General features: G+C 45.4%; 18 protein-coding genes and 1 riboswitch. Of the genes, 12 read left to right on the plus strand and 6 right to left on the minus strand.

Annotation, left to right across the window (positions count from 1 at the left end):
- Window positions 1–1,315: 1,315 nt before the first annotated feature.
- A complete protein-coding gene (locus AAHF22_RS06205; RefSeq protein WP_347324126.1) occupies window positions 1,316–2,707 on the minus strand; it encodes an NCS2 family permease in 1,392 nt (463 codons plus the stop codon).
- 175 nt (window positions 2,708–2,882) lie between these two features.
- A riboswitch (purine riboswitch) is annotated at window positions 2,883–2,982 on the minus strand.
- Between the two features lie 529 nt (window positions 2,983–3,511).
- On the opposite strand from AAHF22_RS06205, the gene AAHF22_RS06210 reads away from it, so the two are divergent.
- The 5 genes from AAHF22_RS06210 (at window position 3,512) to AAHF22_RS06230 (ending at window position 8,976) form a co-directional block, all read left to right on the plus strand.
- The gene (locus tag AAHF22_RS06210) at window positions 3,512–4,300 is read left to right on the plus strand and encodes an ABC transporter ATP-binding protein (RefSeq protein ID WP_347324638.1); all 789 of its coding nucleotides are present in this window, start codon (window positions 3,512–3,514) and stop codon (window positions 4,298–4,300) included.
- 8 nt (window positions 4,301–4,308) lie between these two features.
- Window positions 4,309–5,121 carry an ABC transporter permease gene (locus tag AAHF22_RS06215; RefSeq protein WP_347324127.1) on the plus strand — a complete coding sequence of 271 codons (813 nt, stop codon included), beginning with the start codon at window positions 4,309–4,311 and terminating at the stop codon, window positions 5,119–5,121.
- Window positions 5,121–6,041 (plus strand): ABC transporter permease, encoded by a 921-nt coding sequence (locus AAHF22_RS06220; protein WP_347324128.1) that lies wholly within the window; start codon window positions 5,121–5,123, stop codon window positions 6,039–6,041. Before AAHF22_RS06215 ends, AAHF22_RS06220 begins: the two co-directional genes overlap by 1 nt.
- A gap of 373 nt (window positions 6,042–6,414) precedes the next feature.
- Window positions 6,415–7,491: an ABC transporter substrate-binding protein gene (locus tag AAHF22_RS06225; protein ID WP_347324129.1), complete on the plus strand. Its 1,077-nt coding sequence runs from the start codon at window positions 6,415–6,417 to the stop codon at window positions 7,489–7,491.
- A gap of 126 nt (window positions 7,492–7,617) precedes the next feature.
- Window positions 7,618–8,976, plus strand: a complete 1,359-nt coding sequence (locus AAHF22_RS06230; protein WP_347324130.1) for an aspartate aminotransferase family protein — start codon at window positions 7,618–7,620, stop codon at window positions 8,974–8,976.
- 264 nt (window positions 8,977–9,240) lie between these two features.
- On the opposite strand, the gene AAHF22_RS06235 is transcribed toward AAHF22_RS06230, so the two are convergent.
- Window positions 9,241–10,926 (minus strand): PucR family transcriptional regulator, encoded by a 1,686-nt coding sequence (locus AAHF22_RS06235; protein ID WP_347324131.1) that lies wholly within the window; start codon window positions 10,924–10,926, stop codon window positions 9,241–9,243.
- A 442-nt stretch (window positions 10,927–11,368) separates the two neighbouring features.
- On the opposite strand from AAHF22_RS06235, the gene AAHF22_RS06240 reads away from it, so the two are divergent.
- The 5 genes from AAHF22_RS06240 (at window position 11,369) to AAHF22_RS06260 (ending at window position 17,587) form a co-directional block, all read left to right on the plus strand.
- Entirely contained in the window at window positions 11,369–12,757 is a 1,389-nt protein-coding gene (locus AAHF22_RS06240; protein ID WP_371834028.1) for an NAD(P)-dependent oxidoreductase, read from the plus strand.
- Between the two features lie 286 nt (window positions 12,758–13,043).
- The gene (gene preA, locus AAHF22_RS06245; RefSeq protein WP_347324132.1) at window positions 13,044–14,330 is read left to right on the plus strand and encodes an NAD-dependent dihydropyrimidine dehydrogenase subunit PreA; all 1,287 of its coding nucleotides are present in this window, start codon (window positions 13,044–13,046) and stop codon (window positions 14,328–14,330) included.
- On the plus strand, window positions 14,330–15,769 hold the full coding sequence (gene hydA / locus AAHF22_RS06250; protein WP_347324133.1) for a dihydropyrimidinase: 1,440 nt from the start codon (window positions 14,330–14,332) through the stop codon (window positions 15,767–15,769). Before preA ends, hydA begins: the two co-directional genes overlap by 1 nt.
- On the plus strand, window positions 15,769–15,996 hold the full coding sequence (locus tag AAHF22_RS06255; protein WP_347324134.1) for a hypothetical protein: 228 nt from the start codon (window positions 15,769–15,771) through the stop codon (window positions 15,994–15,996). Before hydA ends, AAHF22_RS06255 begins: the two co-directional genes overlap by 1 nt.
- 817 nt (window positions 15,997–16,813) lie before the next feature.
- Entirely contained in the window at window positions 16,814–17,587 is a 774-nt protein-coding gene (locus AAHF22_RS06260) for a DUF8580 domain-containing lipoprotein (protein ID WP_347324135.1), read from the plus strand.
- Between the two features lie 508 nt (window positions 17,588–18,095).
- Here AAHF22_RS06260 and AAHF22_RS06265 read toward each other — a convergent pair.
- Window positions 18,096–18,479: a hypothetical protein gene (locus AAHF22_RS06265; RefSeq protein ID WP_347324136.1), complete on the minus strand. Its 384-nt coding sequence runs from the start codon at window positions 18,477–18,479 to the stop codon at window positions 18,096–18,098.
- Between the two features lie 108 nt (window positions 18,480–18,587).
- On the opposite strand from AAHF22_RS06265, the gene AAHF22_RS06270 reads away from it, so the two are divergent.
- Together AAHF22_RS06270 and rluF are read left to right on the plus strand one after the other, a co-directional pair.
- Window positions 18,588–18,758, plus strand: coding sequence for a hypothetical protein (locus AAHF22_RS06270; RefSeq protein WP_188775655.1), 171 nt, complete (start codon window positions 18,588–18,590; stop codon window positions 18,756–18,758).
- A gap of 482 nt (window positions 18,759–19,240) precedes the next feature.
- Window positions 19,241–19,954: a 23S rRNA pseudouridine(2604) synthase RluF gene (gene rluF, locus AAHF22_RS06275; protein ID WP_347324137.1), complete on the plus strand. Its 714-nt coding sequence runs from the start codon at window positions 19,241–19,243 to the stop codon at window positions 19,952–19,954.
- A gap of 338 nt (window positions 19,955–20,292) precedes the next feature.
- On the opposite strand, the gene AAHF22_RS06280 is transcribed toward rluF, so the two are convergent.
- The 3 genes from AAHF22_RS06280 to guaA form a co-directional block, all read right to left on the minus strand.
- Entirely contained in the window at window positions 20,293–20,649 is a 357-nt protein-coding gene (locus AAHF22_RS06280) for a nucleotide excision repair endonuclease (protein WP_347324138.1), read from the minus strand.
- 850 nt (window positions 20,650–21,499) lie between these two features.
- Window positions 21,500–22,588, minus strand: coding sequence for an Abi family protein (locus tag AAHF22_RS06285; RefSeq protein ID WP_347324139.1), 1,089 nt, complete (start codon window positions 22,586–22,588; stop codon window positions 21,500–21,502).
- 123 nt (window positions 22,589–22,711) lie between these two features.
- Window positions 22,712–24,250, minus strand: a complete 1,539-nt coding sequence (gene guaA, locus AAHF22_RS06290; RefSeq protein ID WP_347324140.1) for a glutamine-hydrolyzing GMP synthase — start codon at window positions 24,248–24,250, stop codon at window positions 22,712–22,714.
- Window positions 24,251–24,553: the final 303 nt, after the last annotated feature.

Below are 24,553 nucleotides of genomic sequence, written 5' to 3' on the forward strand. Positions count from 1 at the left end.
TAGGCACGCCGCCAGCGTTCGTCCTGAGCCAGGATCAAACTCTCCAATAAAGTGTTTGACGTGCTCATTTCTTGCTGGCGAGAACATTGCTGTTCTCTATAATTTGAAGAACTAAGTTCTTCACTCACTCGTTGTTCAGTTTTCAAAGATCAAACTCTTTCGTTGCCGCTCAGTGTCTCTCGCAGCAACTCTTATATCTTATCATCTCTTCAACTATCTGTCAACAACTTTTTTTGAAGTTGTTTTCAAGCTCCGTTTGACGTGAATTTGAAGCAGAATGTGTTGGCTACTATGTAGCTAACAAGAGAAGAAAGATTATTTTGTTCAGCCTGCAAACTTGTTTGTTTGTCGACCGGAATTAGAATATACCATAGATCGAAATAAGAAAGCAACCCCTTTTTATTATTTTTTTATTTCGTCTATAAAATCCTTCTTTACTATCTAGTATTAAACCATAGTGTTAAACAGGCTTCTCTACTATTATTCCAGCATTCCAGTATTCCAGCATTCCAGCGTAATGAATATAGATGCTTTACTGGAACTTAATAGGGATACAGATACCTTTAGTTCATCCATCAAATTGTTTTAGCGAAGATCGTAGTAGTACCAGTACCCGCTTTAAATAACTTAATAAAGAGCATCTATCTTCCTTACTACTTCGTATTTATGTCATATATACATATAGATTCATGTATACCTGATATAAGAATTGTATCTTAAATAGAGGTTGGTTAATCGCGAGATCGCTTTTCTTTAGAACATTTAACTTACGCGGTGCCTTATTGTCGCAACTCGTGTCTTGAATGGACGGATTATAAAAGAATGCTTGTTGGTCTTTCCTATAAAACATTGTACAGAAGAACCTTATCATTACATACTATCAACCAAACATATTATCAACCAATGATCGAGTTCTTCTGTTTACTATTTATTCTCATTTTACTGTTTACTGTTTATTCTAAATTACTGTGCTTACCCTTCTACTATTCTTACCTTTCACTTCAACATAAGAGCATTTGAATATAATAGTATATGTACGTATATAGAGAATGAAAAACATTTACTTCTATACACAAATCAATTACCCAAACGTATATAGGCGAAAATAACATTAAAAAAAACGGCCAATTGCGAGCATACTTTCATGCTGCAAATGACCGTTTTTTGATCACTTCTATATGATTCGATTCTATATGTTTCGATAATCGCTAAGCTCACTTATTCATAGCAATCACAACTACATTTAAGAAGAAATGCATTCCATCCTACATGTACATACACTTAATGTACATACACTCAATGTACATACAGCTGATCACTCCGAGCCGAGGAATACGTAACGCGCCACTACGATAATTGCCAGAATCCACATCAGCCAGTGAACTTTCACTTTATAGCCTGTGAATGTGTTAGCAAAGAAACCTAAAATGACGTAGGACAGAATCCCTGCGGAAATACCGTTTGCGATTCCGTTTGTGAATGGCATGAAGATAATCGTCAGGAAGGCTGGGAATGCTTGCATAAAGTCATCCCATACGATGTTACGCACCTGACTCATCATCAGTACACCTACGATCACGAGTGCTGGAGCTGTTGCTGCCGAAGGAACCATCAATGCCAGTGGAGCGATAAACAGCGCCAGAATAAACAGTACGCCCGTAGTTACAGCCGTCAGACCTGTACGTCCACCTGCCGCCACACCGGATGTACTTTCTACATATGAAGTAATTGTACTTGTACCAAGTACCGCACCTGCACTTACACCGACAGCATCAACGAGCATCGCTTTGCTAACTTTTTTCTCGCCTTCTTTACGGTTTTTGAACAGACCGGCACGTTCTGCCGTCCCGACCAGTGTACCGAACGTATCAAACAACTCGACAAAGGTAAAGATAAATACAATTTCAAACAAACCGAGACCAATGGCACCTTTAATATCCAGTTGACCGACTGCCAGATCATTAAACGAAGGCAACCATTGTGCATGAGACAGGCTGCTCACATCGGTCAGACCCATTGGGATACCGAGCAGGGTTAACAGGATGATCCCGATCAACAATGCACCGCGGATACGCATAACCATGAGCACACCGATCAGGAACAGACCGATGAGAGATAGCAATGTATCTTTATTATGAACAAAATCGCTCAGCGCCAGTTGGAAGTTACCGCCACTTACCGTTACCGGACCAGCCAGTTGGCTTACATCGGTTACACCTTTTATCGTCGCCGATACGGAAATGACGTTACCCAGCTTTAAACCGATGATCGTTACGAACAGACCGATACCGACGGTAATCGCCATTTTGAGCGAATGAGGAACGGCTACAAGCAATAGCTGACGAACTTTGGTAATGGTCAGGATAATGAAAATAATACCGGACAGAAATACTGCACCCAGTGCCGCCTGCCAGGAAATCATACCGTTTGAACCGAGTACGACCGTCATAAAGTAAGCATTCAAGCCCATTCCCGGAGCAAGTGCAACTGGAATATTCGCAAATAACCCCATCAAAATTGTAACCAGACCTGCACCTACTGCGGTAGCAAAAAATACGCCATGTGCAGGGATACCTGCACCGTCCGGTCCTAAAAACAGATTGTTGACGAACAAAATGTACGCCATCGTGATGAATGTGGTCAAACCTGCGATCATCTCTGTTTTTACATTCGTGCCGTGTTCCCGTAGCTTAAAGAAACGCTCCATAATGAATACATACCCTCCCGTTTTTGAATATGGATAAGAAAACGACAAAGACCCCGATGTGTACGGTTACTCATCGGGGTCTCTAGGTCAGATTGCACCTGCACTCCCGTTTGCGATCATGTATGTAGTAAATAAATGTTCCATCCACTACCTCTGCATCGATCCCAGGAGCAACAAGTCATATTCTGAATTCCGTAGAGAGATCATTCCGGTGATCACGTAGAGACTCCTGTGCCTATTCACAGGATTATACGAAAACATTATAACTGTCGAAATTGTAAAGCTTATCCGTGTTCATGTTGTTTTTGCCATATTACTATGACTTACCTGTTACATTTTAGGACACTGCTTATTTGTTTGTCAATCGCAAAATACGAATGTTTATATTGTTGCTATCTTTTATTGTTCGGTAATACTTTTACAAACTACCCTCATTTTGGAGATGTGCTGTTGTAAACGCTATCGAATAGCTATTTTATCAGTATAAGGCGAGAACAAAATAGACAAACTGACTCAATTTCATGAGAGCTATATTACTTTTTGTCTAATGCATAGGGATCAAGCTATAAGTATGATGTTAGTCATCAGAACATAATCTGGACATGATGAAGTGAAATTAGATTGAACATACGCAATATATTATCAAAAATATATATTTTGGTTTAACTCTATGTTCGATTACCTTTCACATAATATTCCACTTTTATTACACCTGCTTTAGTTATCTATCGCAAACGTAGAAACTTCGGGTCATATTTCTTCAAAATCAGATTTCGATACAGGAGGGGATTATGGATGTCTACGATGCCTGTACCGCCTACCGGGACGGCCATGCCAGAAATTCAATTAAAGGATGTAGAGATGCGTTATCCGACTGGAAATACTGAAGTGCTCGCCTTGCATCAGGTGAGCATGGATATTGCTAAAGGTGAATTTGTATCCTTACTTGGTCCGTCTGGCTGTGGCAAAACGACATTATTGCGTCTCATGGCAGACCTGCTCGAACCGACAACAGGCTCTATAACGGTTGCAGGCGAAAGTGCGCGTGCAGCAAGACTTGCACGCAAGTATGGCATCGTGTTCCAAAGTCCGGTGCTCTATGACTGGCGCAAAGTCCGACATAATGTGGCGCTTCCGCTTGAAATGATGAACGTACCAAAAAAGGAACGCGAGGAACGCGCGATGGCACTGCTGGAACTGGTCGGTCTACAACGGTTCGCGGATAAGTATCCGTGGCAGTTAAGCGGCGGGATGCAGCAACGTGCTGCGATTGCACGTGCGCTGGCGATGGAACCGGAAATTTTGCTGATGGACGAACCTTTTTCGGCATTGGATGAATTTTCACGTGAGCGCTTGAATGAGGAACTGCTATCGATCTGGAGCAAAGTACAAAATACGATTGTGTTTGTTACCCATAGTATTCCAGAGTCGATCTTTTTGTCGGATCGGGTGTTTGTCCTCTCTCCTCATCCAGGGCGATTGTCTGCTGTGGTAGATATTCCGCTGCCACGACCGCGCACGCCGGAAATGCGTAACAGCCCTTTATTTTTCGAGTTGATCGCACGGATTCGAGACAGCTTTGAAGGGGTGTGAGTTATGACATGAGAGCAGGAACATTGTTCATGCGGCATCGATTGGTGCCGGTGCTAGTATGGGTCGCGGTGATTTTGGTGTTATGGGAGGCGGGATCATGGGCGCTGCTGAATCTAGCCGGAGTGCCGCTGGCGCAATCCAAGCTTCCTTATGTGCATGCGATTGTGACTACCAGTGTGCAGTATAGCGGAACTTTACTAAAAGAAGGCAGTGCGACTTTTGGCAATGCAGCTATCGGATTCATAATCGGCGCGGCGGCTGGCGTATTGCTCGCCATACTGATGAGTGTCTCACGCTGGATCGAACGACTAACCTTTCCCTATGCCATTGCTTCGCAAATGATTCCGATTCTAGGATTGGCACCGATCATCTATGGCATCGTGCGTGATGAATACATATCGCGGATTATCATATCAGGATATATTACCTTTTTTCCGGTTGCACTGAATATGTTGCGCGGTTTGCGTAGTGTTGAGCCATCCGCACTGGAATTGATGTATTCCTATGCTGCCAAGCCGTGGTCGGTGTACTGGAAACTTCGTTTGCCGGCAGCTTTGCCAAGCTTGTTCAGCGGCTTAAAAATCGCTGCACCACTCGCCGTTACCGGAGCGATTCTGGTGGAACTGATGGGGGCACAGCACGGGATCGGTGTAATCATGCTGCGTAATCTGTATTACGGCCCTTCACATGTATATATGTTCTGGTCAACCGTTATCGTTGGGGCATTGCTTGGAATTTTGAGTTACTGGGTGATCAGTCTGATCGAGCGCCTCGCCTCGCCGTGGCAACCCGAGTTCCGTACACGTGGAGGTGAACGTTAATGGAAAATCGATATCCAAACGCTCCATCCGCCACCGAGGCCAGTAATCATTCTGCTCCTCCCGATCCGCCTGCTTTACCTTCTGCCTATCGATCATCCAGCCAGTCTGCTTCACAAGCTCGCTCTGATCCACGGCATTCGCCCTTCCTGCGTATGCTTGTGAATAGTTCCAGCATCTGGTTACCACTGTTAGCTGGTGTACTGTTCCTGTTATTATGGCAGCTCGAAGTGTTCCACCACATACTTGATCTGAAAAAATATCAACTCCCTCTTCCTTCCGCTATCGCAAACGCTATGCTGGACAACTGGAGCATGCTGCTATCCTATACCGGCTACACGCTTACCGAAGCCGTGCTCGGCATGTTATGCGGATCAGCGCTTGGCTTTGTGATCGCGTTAATCGCTACGGCATGGCCACGCTGGGGTGGCGCCAGTCTAATTGTAGTCGCTACGATGAATGCTGTACCGATCGTTGCACTCGCTCCGGTCATGAACTTATGGTTTGGTGACGGGATCGGCTCCAGAGTAGCGATCGTCACTGTCACGACGATGGCTGCGATGGCAATCAATGCTTATAAAGGCATGACATCGGTTCATCCGCTCGCACTTGATCTGATGCATTCGTATGCTGCGAGTCGAATCGATACCTTTCGCTATTTGCGCATTCAGAACAGCTTACCACATGTGTTCACCGCGCTAAAAATCAATGCTACAGCAAGCATGATCGGCGCCATTGTCGGGGAGTTCTTTTTCTCCTCCCAGGGGCTTGGTTATTTGCTCTCCAACTCCATTAAAGTTGCCAAAATGCCGCTCGGCTGGTCGTGTATCGTACTGGCTGCTATTGCCGGAGTGATTTTTTACCTGATTGTAGAACGATTGGAAAAGGTATTCATTCGCTGGCATTCATCACAGCGCATCTGACGGTATAACGGCTAAAGCTATATGTACATTCGGCATAAATGCATCAGCAGAAAATATAGTGCCGACAATACAGTAACAAGCATCTGTATCCTATGTATGTGGAAGCGCCATACAGTGCGTCAAATGCAGGGCACTATCTATTGAAGTATTCAGAGCGCAATGAAATAGATAGCATGTAGTACATTGAATTGTGGAATGTCGTTTAACCGAATAACCGATGAATACGCGCTGGTTGAGACAATGAATGAAGCAAATGGAGTCAATATTTAACACCTGTAATAGTATAGCCGTACTACCGCAGCTGGTTGGAATATCCATCCTATGCGGCAGTAGCATTATAAGCTAGATTCGAATATACAGGGGGCATGAACCAATGAAAACAAAGCGTTGGAACAGAAGGATGAGTATGTTACTGGCGGTTGTATTATCACTAGCTGTTATCGTTGCAGGCTGTGGCAGTAGTTCCAACGAGAATACGAGTGCCGCCGGACAAACGGGTAGTGCAGAAGCTTCTACAGAACCCGTAACCGTTAAGCTACAACTTAAATGGGTACCACAGGCTCAATTTGCTGGCTATTATGTCGCTCTGGATAAAGGCTACTACAAAGATGAAGGATTGAATGTGGAGATTTTGCCAGGTGGTCCGGATATTGTGCCTGAACAGCAGGTCGCTGGCGGTTCGGCAGATATCGGTGTGGACTGGGTAGCCAGTCTGCTCACCAGTCAGGAGCAGGAAATGCCACTCGTGCAGATCGCTCAAATTTTCCAAAAGAGTGGATTGGTACTCATCTCCAAAAAATCAGCTCATATCCAATCCCCTGCCGATCTGAAAGGGAAAAAGGTAGGAAACTGGATGGGCGGTAATGAATTTGAGGTGCTGGCGTTATTCGATAAATACAAGCTTGATCCGAATAAAGACCTGAGCTTTACCAAGCAGGGCTTTACGATGGATCAGTTTTTGAATGGTGAGCTGGATGCCGCTTCAGCGATGACCTATAACGAATATCAGGTGGCGATTGAATCCGGTGTGAAAGCTGACGATATGAATGTGATCGATATGAATAAGGAAGGCGTCGCCATGCTGGAGGATAATCTATTCGCCAACAGTGAATGGCTGGCGAATAACAAGGAAACCGCCGCCAAATTCGTTCGTGCTTCATTAAAAGGCTGGCAGGATGCGATCAATGATCCTGAAGGTGCGGTCGATATCGTTATGAAGCAGGCGGAATCCGGTAGTACGACTAAGGAGCATCAGCTCAAAATGATGCAGGAAGTCGCCAAGTTGATTCTACCCGAAGGCTTCGACAAAGCCAAAATGGGCTACACTGATGGCACGATGTTCAAACAGACCGCAGATATCGCACTTCAATTCGGTGTGATCAAGCAAGCTTCCGATACACAAAAAGCATATACGAATGAAATTATGGATATGGCAACACAGTCCAAGTAAGCCGATCGATAAGCCGTACTGTTACGATACGCTAGCGTAGTCAAACTGTTCATACCATTACACTATACTTCGGTGGACGGTATCGATGATAAGAGACCGTCCCCGAATGCTCAGGAGGAATTCATGATGCTCAAGTCAGCAACCGATAATGAAGCCGCTCTGCAAAAGGATCGACAGTACCTATGGCACAATATTACGCCCTATAGCGAAGCCGCTCCGCCGATGATTGTGGAATCCGGACAGGGTGCCTGGATTACTGATATGAATGGAAAACGTTATATGGACGGCATGTCCGGACTATGGTGCGTCAACGTCGGCTATGGACGCAAAGAGCTGGCGGAAGCCGCTTATGAGCAGATGATGAAACTGCCTTATTTTCCATTAACCCAGAGTCATCTGCCTGCGATCCAGCTTGCCGAAAAGCTCAATACGTGGCTGGGCGATGACTATGTGATCTTCTTCTCCAATAGTGGCTCCGAAGCGAATGAAGCTGCTTTTAAAATGGTACGGCAGTATCATCAGCAAACCGGACAGCATTATCGTCATAAATTCATTTCACGCTATCGTGGTTATCATGGCAGTTCACTGGGCGCGTTATCGGCAACTGGCCAGGCGCAGCGCAAATATAAATACGAACCGCTCACAGGCGGATTTCTGCATGTCGCGCCGCCGGACAGTTATCGTCGTCCTGCCGGACAATCGGTAGAGGAATTCAATGTGCAATGTGCACAGGCTATTGAAGATACGATTATCTGGGAAGGTGCTGAGACGGTTGGCGCGGTCATTATGGAGCCGGTCATTACAGGCGGTGGTATTATCGTGCCCGAACAAATATACCTGGATCGTGTACAGGAGATTTGTAAGCGGCATGGGGTACTGCTCATTATCGATGAGGTCATTTGCGGCTTCGGGCGTTCTGGGCAAAAGTTCGGCCATCATAACTTCGGCATCCAGCCGGATATCGTTACGATGGCCAAAGGATTGACGAGTGGCTATTTACCATTATCGGCTACAGCAGTACGCAAAGACATTTACGAAGCATTTAAAGACCCGGAAGATGAATATGCACATTTTCGGCATGTGAATACATTTGGCGGTAATCCGTCAGCCTGTGCGCTCGCCCTGCGCAATCTGCAAATTATGGAAGATGAGCAGTTGATCGACCGGGCGCGTGTGCTCGGCCAGCGACTTCGCGATGCGCTACAACCACTGGCAGAACATCCGCTCGTAGGCGATATTCGCAGTTTTGGTCTGCTGGCAGGCGTGGAGCTGGTAGCAGACAAAACGACCCGGCAACCGGCTTCGCTCGATATTGTAAAAAGTATTATCGCAGGCTGTAAGCAGCATGGACTGATTATTGGTAAAAATGGCGATACCGTTGCAGGCTTCAATAATGTGCTGACGTTTGCTCCGCCGCTCGTGTGCACGGATGAGGATATGGAGTTTTTGATCGCTACTTTTTTAAGGGTGATGGAGGAGCACTGATTTGTCTGTAATAGAGACACCACTCCGGGAAGGAATAAGGGGACGGACTCAGGTGGAGCCGCGGGAATCTTTTGAATGAGGTAAAATGAAGATTCCCGCCCCTCCAAAATCGTCCTTACCCCTTATTTCCTTCCCTCCGTTCTGTGCTTATCGCAACAAATCTCTGCTCCAGCAGATATGACTACATTTAACACATGCACTGCTACATTCAGTTAGCGTTATATACACTTCTACATGTGCTCATCATCCTATCATTGTGCACCTCTACAAGGAAGATTGCACATGGGGCAAGCTCATCTTTTCCGGGTAGAGTAGCTGGTACGCGCGTAGTGCAACCTGAACGGAGATGCGGTTTTCGGGTGACATGAAGTCTTCGCCCAGTAGTTCGGTAATTTTGTCCAGTCGGTAGTATAGGGATTGGCGGACGATGAATAGTTTCTGGGCGGCGATTTGTTTGGAGCCGTCGTGATCGAGATAGACGCGTAAGGTGAGCAGTAGCTCGCTGCCTTTGGATTCATCGTGATCAATGAGTGGGCCGAGATAGTTGCGGACAAAAGTTTGCAAGCGGCGGCCATCGTTTAAACTCAGCAATAATTGATACACGCCTAGCTCTTCATAAAAGAGCACTCGACTGCCAGAACATGAATAGACGGATAACGCCTGTACCGCTTCTTGATAGCTGGTGGAGGCGTTTTTCAATTGTTTGTTCGCTTTGCTCACGCCGATGATTAGCTGTAAATCCTTCAGCTTATCGTCGGAACGAATATGGCGTAATGCATGCAGCGCCTGCTCCAGACGGGGCTTGGCTGGCATTCGTGCCTGTTTGTCCAATGCGATAACGGCTAAGCGATTATTTTTCAGTGTGATGAGCGGATGAAATAAACACTGCTCGAAGATGGAGCGCAATACGATGGACAGATGGAAAGTGATCGATTCCCATTCGTACTCCGAGCTACTCCAGCGCACATCCTGCGGATTCTCGATCTCGATCAGGCAGACCCGATACGGCAAATCGTTCATCGCGCCAAAATCCGGACCGATCAGGCTTTTCAGACGATGCTCTTCTTCCAGACGTCCGTTGATCAATTCCTCCACCCACAGATTTTCGGAAAAGAGACGGCGCTCTTCCATATATCGTGTGCGCAATAGCTCTTGTGCAATCGATAATGCCGCCGAGTCAAGCAGCAGACAATCATACTCCTGCGGACGGTGCGGACAGACCATCATCATATACGCCCACGTCTGATCAAGCGCACCTACCGGTTTTAATACTAACGTCTCATTGCCCAGCTCATGAAAACAAGGCGCAGTGTCCAGCCCCACTCCGTCTTTCTGCGCTTCAAACGCCGCAAACTGTTCTAGCAATACACGCTGCTTATCTGGAGCAAGCGGCGGATAAAAGACAGGCTTACCGCCCATTTGCACATAGAGCAGCTGGTTCCCTGTACTGCGATGCAATAGCTGTAACACCTTACTCGTTCCTTGCGAACTGAGTGTCAACCGATTAAATTCACGCGAAATACTTTCCAATTCTTGCAGCAGTCGATGATGCCGATTAATAAGCAGCGAATGCAGATCCAGCGTAATATCTACAAAGCGGACCGTCTTTGTAAATACGAGTAATGGAAACTGATGCTCATCCGCCAGCTCCATCATCTCCTGCGGAATATGGTCGAAGTATTGACCCAGCTCAATGCAGAGGCAAGCCGCACGCTTTTGCGCCAGATCATGCATAAAGGATAACGCTGATTCCAGATCGGTATGAAAACCGAGACCTGTCGTCAAAATCATCTCTTCCCCATGAATCAGACTGTCAATACTGGCGCTTTCGAGCACATGCACCCACCGGATCGTGCGTTGTAACCCCTCTTTTCCTCCAACGACTTGAACTTCTGCAAAAAGCGGCCGTGTCAGTGCATCGCTGATCGTAAACATACGTTGTCCATTCATTCGTTCTCCCCCCACCTGGTTGAATGGTAATCTGTCGTCCTCCTGCCATCGATGCCGTAAAAATTAAACTTTTGAAATTAGACAGACTGTCTAATGTAATAAAACCTCCAATTCACTATAGTTTGTATAACTAATGTTAGTATATATAACTTATAAAGAATGAAATTTGTTTGATAATGAATTATTATATTTAATTTTGTTAACTTTAGTTACACAATTTCGATAATTATAGTGAATTATTTTATTAAAACTATTATTTTATCGTTTCCAAAAAAAGAATATGGACGCGTAGCTAACATTACATTTGAATGAAGATCGCTATTTTATTACTCCGAACGATATCAATATGATTCACTACCCTATCCGTCCATATCACGCATACGATGGACCGATACACGTCCTATTCATTTTTATATCGGATATTTTAAAAGGAGGCTGACCTATGAAGCATTCTGCAATCACCGCATTTTCGCCGGATATGTTCATGCATAATTTTGCCGAAGCAGCGCCAGGACTCACATCGAAAGGAGCGATCGAAGAATCGAATCGCTGTCTGTATTGTTATGATGCGCCTTGTATTAAAGCCTGTCCGACGAGCATTAACATCCCCTCCTTTATTAAACGTATTGCGACCGATAATTTGCGCGGTGCTGCCACGACGATTATGGACTCCAATCCAGTCGGCGCCAGTTGTGCTCGCGTCTGTCCAACCGAGGAATTGTGTGAAGGCGCATGCGTGCTTAACGATGCATCGGCTCCGATCCAGATTGGTATGCTGCAACGCTATGCAACCGATTGGGCAATCGCGAGCGATGCCACACTGTTTAAGCGTGGTGTCGATAACGGGTACAAGGTCGCTGTTATTGGCGGTGGACCAGCCGGTCTGTCTGCTGCGCGCGAGCTGGCACGTCAGGGCATGAGCGTCACCATCTATGAGGCACGAGAACAAGCAGGTGGTCTGGATACATATGGTATCGTATCGTTCCGGCTTCCCCAATCGATCTCACTGTGGGAAGTGGAGCAGGTGCAAAAGCTAGGCGTTGAGATCAAAACGGGTGTACGTGTAGGCACCGACATTACAGCCGATGAGCTGTTAGCGCAATATGATGCCATCGTACTGGCAGCCGGAATGGGCTATGTACCACCGATCGGCATCGAAGGTGAGCAACTGCAAGGGGTATATGATGCGATCAAGCTAGTCGAACAAACGAAAACAGGTATGCCTTCCGTCCATATGATCGGTCAAAAGGTGGCTGTGATCGGTGCAGGCAATACGGCGATTGATGCCGCTACCTGCTCAGTTCGACTCGGTGCCGCCAATGTAAAAATGATCTATCGCCGTACACGCGAAGAAATGACGGCATATGATTTTGAATATGAATTTGCCAAACAGGAAGGGGTAGAGTTCCGTTGGCTCACCTTACCCAAACGCATCGTCGGCGACGAAAGCGGTAAAGTTACTCATCTGGAATGTGTAGATATGACGCTGACCGGTGAAACGGGCAAAGACGGTCGACTGATTCCGACACCTGTGGTAGGTTCCGAGTTCTTGCTCCCTGTTGATGCCGTTGTACTCGCCATCGGTCAGGAACGTCAACATGGACTGATTGAACATTTTGGGCTTAGCCATACATGGGGTGTTGTGGAGGTCGATGAACGAACGTATCGTACATCTCATCCTAAAGTGTATGCAGCCGGCGATATTATTTTTGGTGCAGGGCGTGGAGAAGCGATGGTCGTGTCTGCCGCTCAACAAGGGAAGCTGGCCGCGCATGCGATCATTCGTGAGTTATTGCCACACACTTCAGAGGTGATGGGTTCTGCTGTATAGAGTGCGGAATAAGCCACGGTAAGCTGTAATCAAGCGAGCAGCTAGACCACGTTAAATATGATCTTTGATCGTGTGCTGGTAGATCGGTAGACCAGAATTGGAAGCGAATTTTAAAGTTAAACTCACTTTCAATCCTAAATGATAGCGGTGCGAACACAGAATTAAATTTTAACATGGTCATGGCACCATGAGAAATCGCATCACTAGTATCCGCCTCATCCCGATTTTTAAATCACACGCCACGAGGAGTATAAACAAGTTCACCTATGACTGGAGGTCATCAACTATGGCAGATTTAAGCATTAATCTTGCAGGGATTCGCTCGCCTAACCCGTTCTGGCTGGCATCAGCACCACCGACGAATACCGGCTATCAAGTACAACGTGCTTTTGAAGCAGGCTGGGGTGGAGCAGTGTGGAAAACGCTGGGTGATCCGATCATTAATACATCGTCTCGTTTTGCGGCGGTTAGTTTTAATGGGCAACGTGTTGCCGGCTTCAACAATATCGAGCTAATTACGGACCGTCCATTAGATGTGAACCTCAAGGAAATTTACGAAACGAAGAAACGTTTTCCGAACCATGCCATTATCGCCTCCCTCATGGTAGAACCGAAGCAGGAAAAATGGCATGAGATCGTCAAACGTGTCGAGGATGTCGGTGTAGACGGATTGGAGCTGAACTTCGGCTGCCCACACGGGATGGCGGAACGCGGTATGGGTGCGGCATCCGGTCAGCAACCTGATTTGGTTGAAGCGCAGACACACTGGGCGAAAGAAGTTGCCACGACACCAGTCATCGTCAAACTAACACCTAATATTACCGACATTACCGTTGTCGCTCGTCATGCTGTTCGCGGCGGCGCGGATGCAATTAGCATGATCAATACGATCAATAGTCTGGCTGGCGTCGATATTCATACCTGGAATACGATTCCGCATGTGGGCGGACAGGGGGCGCATGGCGGTTATTGCGGCCCAGCGGTAAAGCCGATTGCGCTTAATATGGTTGCTGAATGTGCACGTCATGCCGATATCGGCGTACCCATTTCCGGCATTGGCGGTATCTCTACGTGGCAGGATGTGGTCGAATTTATGCTGATGGGTGCGACCGGCGTACAAGTATGCACAGCCGTTATGCATCATGGCTTCCGCATCGTTGAAGATATGATCGATGGATTAAGCAATTATTTGGATGAAAAAGGGCTGGCGTCGGTCGAAGAACTGATCGGACGTTCTGTACAGAAATATTCGAACTGGGGCGATCTGAATCTGAATTATCAGGTCGTCGCTCGCATTAATGAAGACAACTGCATTAACTGCAATAAATGCCATATCGCCTGTGAAGATGCATCCCATCAATGTATTGATATGCTGACGAATGCGGATGGCAAAAGCGTGCTGCAAGTACGTGAAGAAGATTGTGTAGGCTGTAATCTATGCTCGATCGTCTGTCCAGTTGATGGCGCCATCGATATGGTCGCGATTGAGAACGACCTACCACCCATGACATGGAATGAACGTCAGCGTGCCATTGCTTCGCTCAACGATGCGTACAATGTGGAGGTGATGTAATGAAGAAATTGATTAAAAACGGCACCATCGTGACCGCATCTGAAACGTATGCAGGGGATATGTTGATCGAAAATGGCATGATTACGAGTATCGCCGTACAGTTGGATGTGCCTGATGCCGAAATTGTCGATGCTGCCGGGTGCTATGTATTCCCCGGTGGCATTGATCCGCATACACATCTGGATATGCCGTTTGGCGGAACAGTAACAAGGGATGATTTTGAATCCGGCACGATCGCGGCTGCATTTGGTGGCACGACGACGATTATCGATTTTTGCCTGACGAATAAAGGAGCTTCTCTGCAAAGTGCGGTGGACACATGGCACGCCAAGTCGCATGATAAGGCGGTGATCGATTACAGTTTCCATCTGATGATTTCGGAAATTAATGATGAAGTGCTAACAGAACTACCGCTCATTATGGAAAATGAAGGCATTACGTCATTCAAAGTATTTATGGCCTACAAAAATACGTTCCAGGCTGACGATGGCACGCTATTCAAAACATTACAAACCGCTCGCCGTGAAGGCGCACTCGTGATGGTGCATGCCGAAAATGGCGATGTGATCGAATACTTGATCGAGCAAGCGCTAGCTGCCGGACAGACCGATCCGATCTATCATGCTCTCACTCGCCCCCCAGAGCTGGAAGGCGAAGCAACCGGACGTGCTATCTATTTGACCGAGCTGGCTGATTCACAGCTATATGTCGTGCATGTTACCTGTGCCGATGCTGCGCTAAAAATTGCTGAAGGTCGAAAAAAAGGACTGCGGATCTATGGCGAAACCTGTCCGCAATACCTCGTACTGGATCAATCCGATCTGGAAAAACCAGACTTTGAAGGTGCCAAATATGTATGGTCTCCTCCATTGCGTGAACGATGGAATCAGGATGTGCTATGGAATTGCCTGTGGAGCGGCAGCTTGCAAACGATTGGCTCGGATCAATGCTCATTCGATTTCAACGGTCAAAAAGAACTCGGACGCGGTGACTTTTCCAAAATTCCGAATGGCGGTCCGACGATCGAGGATCGGTTTAGCCTTTTATATTCGGAAGGCGTGGCGAAAGGTCGTATCTCACTCCAGCAATTTGTGTCGATGATCTCGACGACTAGCGCCAAGTTGTTCGGGATGTTTCCGCAGAAAGGCACGCTGTCGATTGGCAGTGATGCGGATATCGTTATTTTCGATCCCAACGTGAAACGCACGCTGTCTGCCAGCACACATCATATGCGGGTCGATTATAGCGCTTTTGAAGGGATGGAAGTGACCGGCGAGCCGGTTTCCGTGTTAGTTCGAGGCGAATTTGTCATTAAAAATAAACAGTTTGTCGGTGTGCCTGGCAGCGGACAATACTTGCATCGCCAGCGTTTTGAAACATCGACGACGCTGGATCATCCACCTGTCACCGAAAAAGTATCCAGTGGAGGGATGTCCTGATGTCTGCATTTGCTGAATACGAACGGGAAAAGCAACAGATCGATGAGATCCTTGCCCAGGGCTATATCATCGCAGCCATTGAGGAAAATCTGGATGGTGCGTTGCTGCATTTTACGCCAGCTAGTCCTAATATGGAGCGCACGCAGTTGCAGATTCTGACCGCTGATGCGCGCAAGTATGTAACCTCATTGCTGTTTGCCAGACAGACGCAGCTGACATCGAGATAAATGTGTAGCTGGACAGGTTGTCCGAGTTATACCGGCAGCGTTGTAGTTCATGTAGTTCAATAACTAGGTGTGAACCGCAGTGTTACAGAGGTGGGATGCTGCCTAATATGGAATCTACTCTAGCGGATGAACCCGGCATCTTCAAACAGGAATGGAACGCGCTGGAATATATATTGAGCATACTCCCCACCGTCTGTGCCAAACTTGAGTGGAACTGCGAGCGCGTTGGAACATATCATAAGCACATGCTAGCTGTTCCCACACCATAACCAGCAACAATAATAAAGTTAGACTGGATGTGAACAAGTTCGAGTGTAGCTACAACATACTGTAGCTACCGTAGAGTTCCAGTATAGTTTCGGGTAACAAACTAAACTATACGAGCTGCAAGGTAAGCTTGCTTACACTCATGCACATTTACTATTAAATCCACAGTCTCCTCCCTCTATTCCTATCCGTATGCTACAGAGTCTATCGATGCTTCCCTGCATCGGATCGGCTCTGCTTTAGCATAGAAGTACCGCTCGACCTTGATGCTACAGGTTATCGTTCCGCTCACGTGTTCCCTACCGTAAACGGTAACTACAGCCTTAGCGATCAAGCGCAATACCGCTTCACCCCCATCCTCCCCCATAGGATGTGTTGTGCCTTACTCCATATTCCAAAGCTATCCAGCAGAAGCGGATAACTTCGGAATATGGAGCTTTTTTATATTATTTTCCAATTTTTTCTTAAAAAGGTGTAACGATTCTGCGCTTCTGTCCGTCTATACGTATAAGTCGCATATTGACAATTCCAATACAGAGGAGTGTTCAACATGAAATCAACCTACAAAATCACAACACTCGGTACAGCTGTTGCAGCTGTATTATGGCTTGGTGCATGCAGTAACGAAGCCGCGACAGGTACAGCTGGACAAACCACTACACCTGCAACCGAGCAATCTACCCCTGCACCAACAGGCACTGGAAACGAAGCAACAGCGACTGATCCAACTGAAGCTACGGGCACAACGGGTTCAGAAGCAACCACAGGCGAACAACCTGCGACGAACAACGCTAGCGCAACATCTGGCGCTAATAGCACGACAGAAGCGACGAATGCTACTACCAGCACGCGTCCAGCTACACAAACATTTGAGCTAATGGACAAAGGGAAACTGGTTAAACACACTACCAAGCTTCAGCAGGGCAACGGCTATTCGCTCTATGTATTTGATGGATATACGTTGGATAAGCAGAAAAACCGCTTACAGCTGACCTCATTCCCTGAATATTATGTAGATATCCAAAAGTTGGATACAAAAACTTCCATCGATGAGCTACGTAAGCAAGGCATGGCCGCATTAAAACGATACGGTACACCAAAAGAATATAGTGGGGATCAGCTGTATGAAAGTCCAATGGCGCCAGCAAAGCTATATTTGCAAATATCCAGCGAAAAAGGAACGTATGATTATATCGTCTGGGAAGATCAGAAAGGTAGCCAGTATACATTCCTAATTCACAACCCACAGGCAACCCCTTCTGACCTATCCACTGTGCCGACTACGACTTCTTTAGCTACAATTGAAGCAGATGGAGCTTCTTAATCAATGCTCTGATAATACAAAAGCAATGGAGGAATTGTAACGAATCGTGATGGATAGTAATAGGCTATCTGTATACAGAACAAAGAACTCTCGTCACGCACGGGAGTTCTTTGTATGTAGTATGGCTTCGATGTATGGCTTCGAGACTATGATGTATGACTTCGATTTTTCGATGGATAGAGAATGAGCGACTCATAGCCAACGCCATATGTGGCGTCTCTTCTACATCCACCTCTAAACCATATTGTATAGTCAACCAGACTGGACGCAGACAAGCATACATCGAAATTTGAAAATACAATTGCCTATCTGCCTGAGTTTACTCGTTTATTTATTCGCTAGTTCGCCAGTTCGTTGGTTCGCCAGTTCGCTGGTTCGTTGGTTCGCCAGTTCGCTGGTTCGTTGGTTCGTTGGTTCGTTGGTTCGTTGGTTCGTTGGTTCGTTGGTTCGTTGGTTCGTTGGTTCGTTGGTTCGTTGGTTCGTTGGTTCGTTGGTTCGTTGGTTCGTTTCAAGGATAATGAACTGACCCTTTCACTGCAACCTGCAATCCTTTACGCGTTTCCAATACACGCACAGGAACGCGAATTCCTTCCTGAAAACGACTGCGATGAATGGAATACACGGTCACGGTCGCTGTCAGTTCTACCGGCAAACGAGTTCTTGACTCGATACGCAAACGTAATCGCAATTCCGGCTGACCGGAGTGATACTGTCCGGTTGGGATCACGTCCAAAATATAACCATGCGCCGCATAGCCATCCTGCACCACTCGTTCCATATGATGCTCCCGATTCTCGCGCCGCTGCAAGCGTGGCAGGATGACCAGCGCAAGCACAAACAGCGCCAGCAAGCCAATACAACTAATTATTAGCGACGATGAGATCGTATTCACGAGGCAGTCTCCTTTCCATATGTACGATGGGTTAGCGATGTATTCTCACTATTTTTAATATTACAGATTTTGTTATATTATTAAATGTAAATAATAGGGGTGAATAGGATGATATGCAAAGCTTGTGAAGGCAGTTCGTTTATTCAGGCAACCGATTACATAAACCTTCGTCCACTCGATAAAAAATTGGCGATCGGCTCTGAGAAAATCTACACCGTATGTGAAGACTGTGGCGAGGTCGCATCGATTAAGATTACTAATCCTGAGAAGTTGAAATGATAGGTAGTATACACATTTTCGGCAGAAACCTAGCTTGAGAATTAGACCTCTTGTATGAGGTCTTTTTTGTGCGGTTTTAAGTGCGGTTTTAAGTAAATCTGTAAGTACATGTTTACGTATGTTTTTAAATATCGTTTTAGATATAATTCTAAGTGCTATTTTGAATAGCATCCATTCCAATCCGTCGTGGACGAACAATAGCGATATTCGTCCTTTTATTATATCAGTCTGTGTGGTGGATGGTGTAGCCAGGTTGGCTAGCCTTTTCAAAAATAACGATTGTTCCCTCCCTTATTGGCTGGGATTACAGATATTTTTTTGCAACCCATCCTTATCATTGCACAGGACTCCACCTTTCAAAAAACCACCAAAAAGGGTATCCTAGACATAGACTGAAGTGAATCAGACTCCACCATCAAGCTGTGCGGTATGTGGCAGCAACGATACAAGCCATTGTGGAACAACAGAAAGGTGTGTCAACTGTGCGAATCAATAAATATATTAGCGAGTCGGGAGCGACTTCCCGTCGCGGTGCAGATAAATGGATTAATGAAGGCAAAGTAACGATCAACGGCGTTGTCGCTGAGCTGGGCAGTCAGGTGCAGCCGGGAGACGATGTGCGGTACAAAGGCCAAAAGATCGGTGCCGAGCAGAAAAAAGAGCATGTGTATATCGCGCTCAACAAGCCGGTCGGCATTACGAGTACGACCGAGCGACATATTAAAGGCAATATCGTCGATTTTGTTAATCATCCACTACGGATTTTCCATATTGGTCGTCTGGACAAGGACTCGGATGGGCTGATTCTGCTTACCAATGATGGCGATATCGTCAACGAGATTTTGCGTGCGGAGAACAAGCATGAGAAGGAATATATCGTTACGGTCGATCGCCCGATCACCCATGCTTTTTTGCAAAAGATGGCATCCGGTGTGGAGATTCTGGATACGGTGACGCTGCCTTGTAAAGTAACGCAGCAGTCGAAATATGTATTTAAGATTATCCTGACGCAAGGATTGAACCGCCAGATTCGCCGGATGTGTTCGGCGCTTGGCTATGAGGTGCATGGGCTGCGCCGTACGCGAATTATGAATATTCAGCTCGGTAATCTGCCGATTGGGAAATGGCGGGATTTGACGGAGAAGGAACGGGAGCAGTTGTTTCGGGATTTGGATTATACGCCGCGGCCGTTGTAGGTTGGTTTTGTGATGTGGGGATGAAGAAATACAATGTACCGATGCCGTTAGGAAAGACACACGAGGTACGTTGAATTTAGCAGAACAACACGTAGTCGTGTAAGTAGGTAGCAAAGGCGTAGGAGCGGCGATAACAAGATAATCTTAACTGATCTCTAAATGAAATCGCATTTGATGGCCTGTGTATCCTACTTCAATAGCTATACCTTTCATAACTGCCTGTAAGTATTTCGTATGCATATAATAGACATCATAAATGAATGCAAGAAAAGCTGCTTCCTTCATATCGGGAAGCAGCTTATTCTTCTATCGTTCAGCGATATGATGTGGATGGCATTTCACTTGTAAAATACTTTGTCCACATTGTAACGCGCGTGCAAGCTGTTGATAATATACGTTTCATAAATCTCACGCTCGGTTGCATCCTCTACAACACAAACATCGATTCGAGTCACTTCATCGCGATGGTTTTTGATCGGCGACACGGTATCTTCGAAATGCTTTTTGATACGCGGTCTGAGTTTGCGAGCTTTACCGACGAATAGCAGTTCATCTTGCTCGTTGTAGAACATATAGATGCCGCCCAGTTCGCGGGTGATGAGATGGAAATCGGTGAAACCATAGATGTGGCTGAGTTGTGGATTGCTTTGTTTTGTAATGGATACGTCCGGTGTAGGGATCGTGATTTGAATCAAGTGGTGTCACTTCCTTTTTTGATGTAGGGGTTAGTTTAACATAAATGAGGTAGTATAGATATCATCAAATTTAAATCGTTATGTAGATACAGTACTTGTGGGTGATTTTTGGTTATGACTGCTGTAATGATTATGTTTCCGATTCAGCAAGCTTTTTTAGTTGCTGCGCTCGTAAAGACAAAATTGCGTCATATATCTGTATAAAAATAAGACATCTGCGATCATACCTAATGGAGCTTTATATTCAAAATGATCTTTCATTATCGTCCCTGTGCCAACTTGAATAAACTTGTGTGTATGCATAAATGAATGAAATATCCCGCGCGTCATCACATCAATAAACAGAAGCGGCTGTTCCATATATATAATCTTTGCTGTTAACCGCTGTCTAATGCCAAAATGGACCGCTTCCCACGTAACTTCATCACCCTGTTCAAGATAGCCGCTTGTTTTTCCACCTACTACCTGTTCATACGTTTTAGCTGTTGTCTAGGTATGGATCTCCACATTGCGGGCGAGATTAAAGCAACGTTCAGGCGGTGCATCAATATAGATGTTATGGCGAATAATCGGCATTGCTCCACTTCCTTTTGCATAAAATAAAGAAGCAGACTGATCAATGACCAGACTACTAATTAATACCAGCAATCAAAATGAATTATACAAAAAACCTTATGATACATATGATCTTTTCCCAATAAAAAGAGGATGTGTATACAATCTACACATCCTCTTTTTATTGGGAAAAACATAATCTTCCACACGAAGTAAGAAGTACACCTTTCCCTGCCACTAATTGGCTCACATTCTATTATTAGAATAACACTAACATTCACTAACGTCAATAATACTAATATAAAACATGTTTCCAATCTTTATAATTTTTATTTCCCATTCGTTCAAGCATTCGCTCATTTAAATCATACGTACGTTTTTTAAAAGATCGATTATTTTGGTAAATTAAAGCTTTTAATGGCTTTTTGAGACGTGTAAGACTTTCGTACATACCTAACACTTGTAAAGTGTCAAATAAGCTTAATTTAGCTGCATGTTTTAAATTTCCTCGTACTGTTCTTGCGGGTTTCATAGGATGTAAATGTAGTCTATTCACTAATACCGGAAGAACTTTAACAGATAGCGAAGTTGAAAATCTATTGATTAGAGAGAAGTGTGCACATTTGTTTCTGATTTCTCGAATGATATCCAATGAATTGAGAAACATATCTCTATCAGCCGATTCCAAGCCGAAATCTTTCAAAATCCCATTCATTACGTTACTTTTCACATAATGAACAAATCTAATCAATGTTCCAAAATCGAAAGTTTCGATTGCTACCCACAAAGGAACGACAATTTGTCTTGAACCATCCTGATAAGAGCAACAGTCAGCAGGCGGAGAATAATGCGCACCTTCAGTCGAAAAGATTCGAGCATCTACAAAATCATTGTATTTTGTCAGCGTATAAAGAAAATTGGGTTGAAAGATTAAAAACTCATCAAAATCATCCACAATTTTTCTATACTGATCATGATATAAAGTATACGCATGTTGCGGAGATACAGATAAATTATTGAAATTATTTTTATTTGTATACTGCATCGTATTCAGCGTTGTTCTACAGTAAAAATAACAAAAATTTTTGGCTATTGATGCTTTTAATCTTGTTTCGAAATCATGTAGTATGCTCGTTAAACCATTCGTCAAAATTTTATCAAACTTGTGTAGTCTGACAAAATCGTCAAAAGTCGCAGTATCATATAACTTTTGTCCTGCTACTGGAGGATTCACAAGAAGTAAATCTTCATTACCGTTAATTACATTAAAATAATTATTTTTTAGTATGTACTCTTTAAAAAAAGCTTCATCGCGGATTTTCAATCCTCGCGCTCTCAAAATTATCAGCTGCTCATCAATCGATTTAAATGGCTTGATCGGCATACGTTCCTCCAAAATTTACACTTTACATGATTATAACGTATTTAATATATACTCGCATTATTCTTAGAGATAACTTAAAAAAACAGGCTAGATGCATACACTGCATCTAGCCTGTTTTTTCATCTACTCCCACTCAATCGTAGCCGGCGGTTTCGAAGTAATATCATAAACTACCCGATTCACATTATCCACTTCATTCACAATACGCACCGAAATCTTCTCCAGCACGCCCCACGGAATACGTGCCCAGTCCGCAGTCATCCCGTCAATCGAAGTTACCGCACGGATACCTACTGTATACGAGTACGTTCGTGCATCACCCATAACACCAACGCTCTTCATATTCGGCAGTGCCGTAAAGTACTGCCAGATTTCGCTTTCCAGACCGGCCTTTGCGATCTCTTCGCGCAGGATATAGTCGGAATCACGAACGATCGTCAGTTTGTCTTCGGTCACTTCGCCCAGTACGCGAATCGCCAGACCTGGACCTGGGAACGGTTGACGCCATACGATCGCGCGTGGCAAGCCGCATTCTTCGCCGACTTTACGCACTTCGTCTTTGAACAATGTTTTTAGTGGCTCTACGAGTTCAAATTCCATATCTTCTGGCAGACCGCCCACGTTATGGTGAGATTTGATCGTTTGCGCGGTAGCTGTACCACTTTCTACGATATCGGTGTACAGGGTGCCCTGTGCCAGGAAGGCAAAGTCGCCCAGTTTTTTGGATTCTTCATCAAATACATAGATAAACTCGTTACCGATGATTTTACGTTTTTGCTCGGGATCGTCTACGCCAGCGAGCTTGGACAGGAAACGCTCCTGTGCGTCGATTTTCACGACTTTCATATCGAATTTACCGACAAACGTTTCCATGACGCTCTCGGCTTCGCCTTTACGCAGCAAACCGTGGTCGATGAACATACAGGTGAGCTGATCGCCGATCGCTTTGTGCAGCAGGATTGCTACGACGGAAGAATCGACGCCGCCGCTCAGTGCGCACAATACATTCTTATTGCCGACTTGTTTGCGGATATCTGCAATCGTATCGTCGATGAATGTCTTCATGCTCCACTCGCCATGACAGTTACACACTTCATACAGGAAGTTGCGGATCATTTCGTTACCGAACACGGAGTGACGTACTTCCGGGTGGAATTGTACCGCGTACAGTTGACGTGCTGCATTGCTCATCGCTGCAATCGGTGCAGACTCAGTGCTTGCATCCACGACAAAGCCTTCTGGCAGACCTACCACATGGTCACCGTGGCTCATCCATACGGTGTGACTTGCTTCCATTCCTTTGTTCAGCGCGCAATGCGGCATGAAATCGACATCCGATTTACCATACTCGCGTTTGGCAGAACGTTCTACTTTACCGGACAATTGTTGAGCCATGAGCTGCATACCGTAACAGATCCCGAAGATTGGCACATTCAGGTCATAAATAGCCGGGTCCACATGCGGAGCATCTTCTGCGTACACGCTCGATGGGCCACCGGAGAAAATAATTCCTTTTGGAGCCAGTTCACGAATTTTCTCGACAGGGGTGTTAAAAGGCAAAAGCTCACTGTATACGCCAAGATCACGGATACGTCTTGCAATTAACTGATTGTATTGTCCACCAAAATCAAGGACAACGATAATTTCATTTGGACTGTTCATTATGTGCCTCCCACTTTTCAATGAGTCTAATTATACCTATCCCTAAAAGAGACCGTCAAGGCTTGTCGTACCTAGATTTCAGCATTTTTCAAATGATTTCATTGTTTTTTTCATAACCGATAAACTAGAAGCACGGATATAGCATATACATCTGGTTAGATGCTTTCCTTATGATAGAAGGAGATAGATTCGAAGAACGCTAGCTTACCTTATACGAACATAGCATAGACTTTATGCGGACGTGGATAAAGCAACGCCATCACTTTCATCATAGTAAAATAACTTTGGGTCTTTTGCCTAATC

This window comes from Paenibacillus wenxiniae, from assembly GCF_039822605.1.
Lineage (GTDB): Bacteria > Bacillota > Bacilli > Paenibacillales > Paenibacillaceae > Saccharibacillus > Saccharibacillus wenxiniae.

What these genes read in the sequence shown, in the direction of transcription:
- AAHF22_RS06205 (WP_347324126.1), bottom strand. Translation starts at nt 2,707, where the DNA reads ATGGAGCGTTTCTTTAAGCTACGGGAACACGGCACGAATGTAAAAACA.
- AAHF22_RS06240 (WP_371834028.1), top strand. Translation starts at nt 11,369, where the DNA reads ATGAAGCATTCTGCAATCACCGCATTTTCGCCGGATATGTTCATGCAT.
- AAHF22_RS06270 (WP_188775655.1), top strand. Translation starts at nt 18,588, where the DNA reads ATGATATGCAAAGCTTGTGAAGGCAGTTCGTTTATTCAGGCAACCGAT.
- guaA (WP_347324140.1), bottom strand. Translation starts at nt 24,250, where the DNA reads ATGAACAGTCCAAATGAAATTATCGTTGTCCTTGATTTTGGTGGACAA.
- AAHF22_RS06230 (WP_347324130.1), top strand. Translation starts at nt 7,618, where the DNA reads ATGCTCAAGTCAGCAACCGATAATGAAGCCGCTCTGCAAAAGGATCGA.
- preA (WP_347324132.1), top strand. Translation starts at nt 13,044, where the DNA reads ATGGCAGATTTAAGCATTAATCTTGCAGGGATTCGCTCGCCTAACCCG.
- AAHF22_RS06220 (WP_347324128.1), top strand. Translation starts at nt 5,121, where the DNA reads ATGGAAAATCGATATCCAAACGCTCCATCCGCCACCGAGGCCAGTAAT.
- AAHF22_RS06225 (WP_347324129.1), top strand. Translation starts at nt 6,415, where the DNA reads ATGAAAACAAAGCGTTGGAACAGAAGGATGAGTATGTTACTGGCGGTT.
- AAHF22_RS06210 (WP_347324638.1), top strand. Translation starts at nt 3,512, where the DNA reads ATGCCTGTACCGCCTACCGGGACGGCCATGCCAGAAATTCAATTAAAG.
- AAHF22_RS06215 (WP_347324127.1), top strand. Translation starts at nt 4,309, where the DNA reads ATGAGAGCAGGAACATTGTTCATGCGGCATCGATTGGTGCCGGTGCTA.
- AAHF22_RS06235 (WP_347324131.1), bottom strand. Translation starts at nt 10,926, where the DNA reads ATGAATGGACAACGTATGTTTACGATCAGCGATGCACTGACACGGCCG.
- AAHF22_RS06285 (WP_347324139.1), bottom strand. Translation starts at nt 22,588, where the DNA reads ATGCCGATCAAGCCATTTAAATCGATTGATGAGCAGCTGATAATTTTG.
- AAHF22_RS06260 (WP_347324135.1), top strand. Translation starts at nt 16,814, where the DNA reads ATGAAATCAACCTACAAAATCACAACACTCGGTACAGCTGTTGCAGCT.
- AAHF22_RS06255 (WP_347324134.1), top strand. Translation starts at nt 15,769, where the DNA reads ATGTCTGCATTTGCTGAATACGAACGGGAAAAGCAACAGATCGATGAG.
- hydA (WP_347324133.1), top strand. Translation starts at nt 14,330, where the DNA reads ATGAAGAAATTGATTAAAAACGGCACCATCGTGACCGCATCTGAAACG.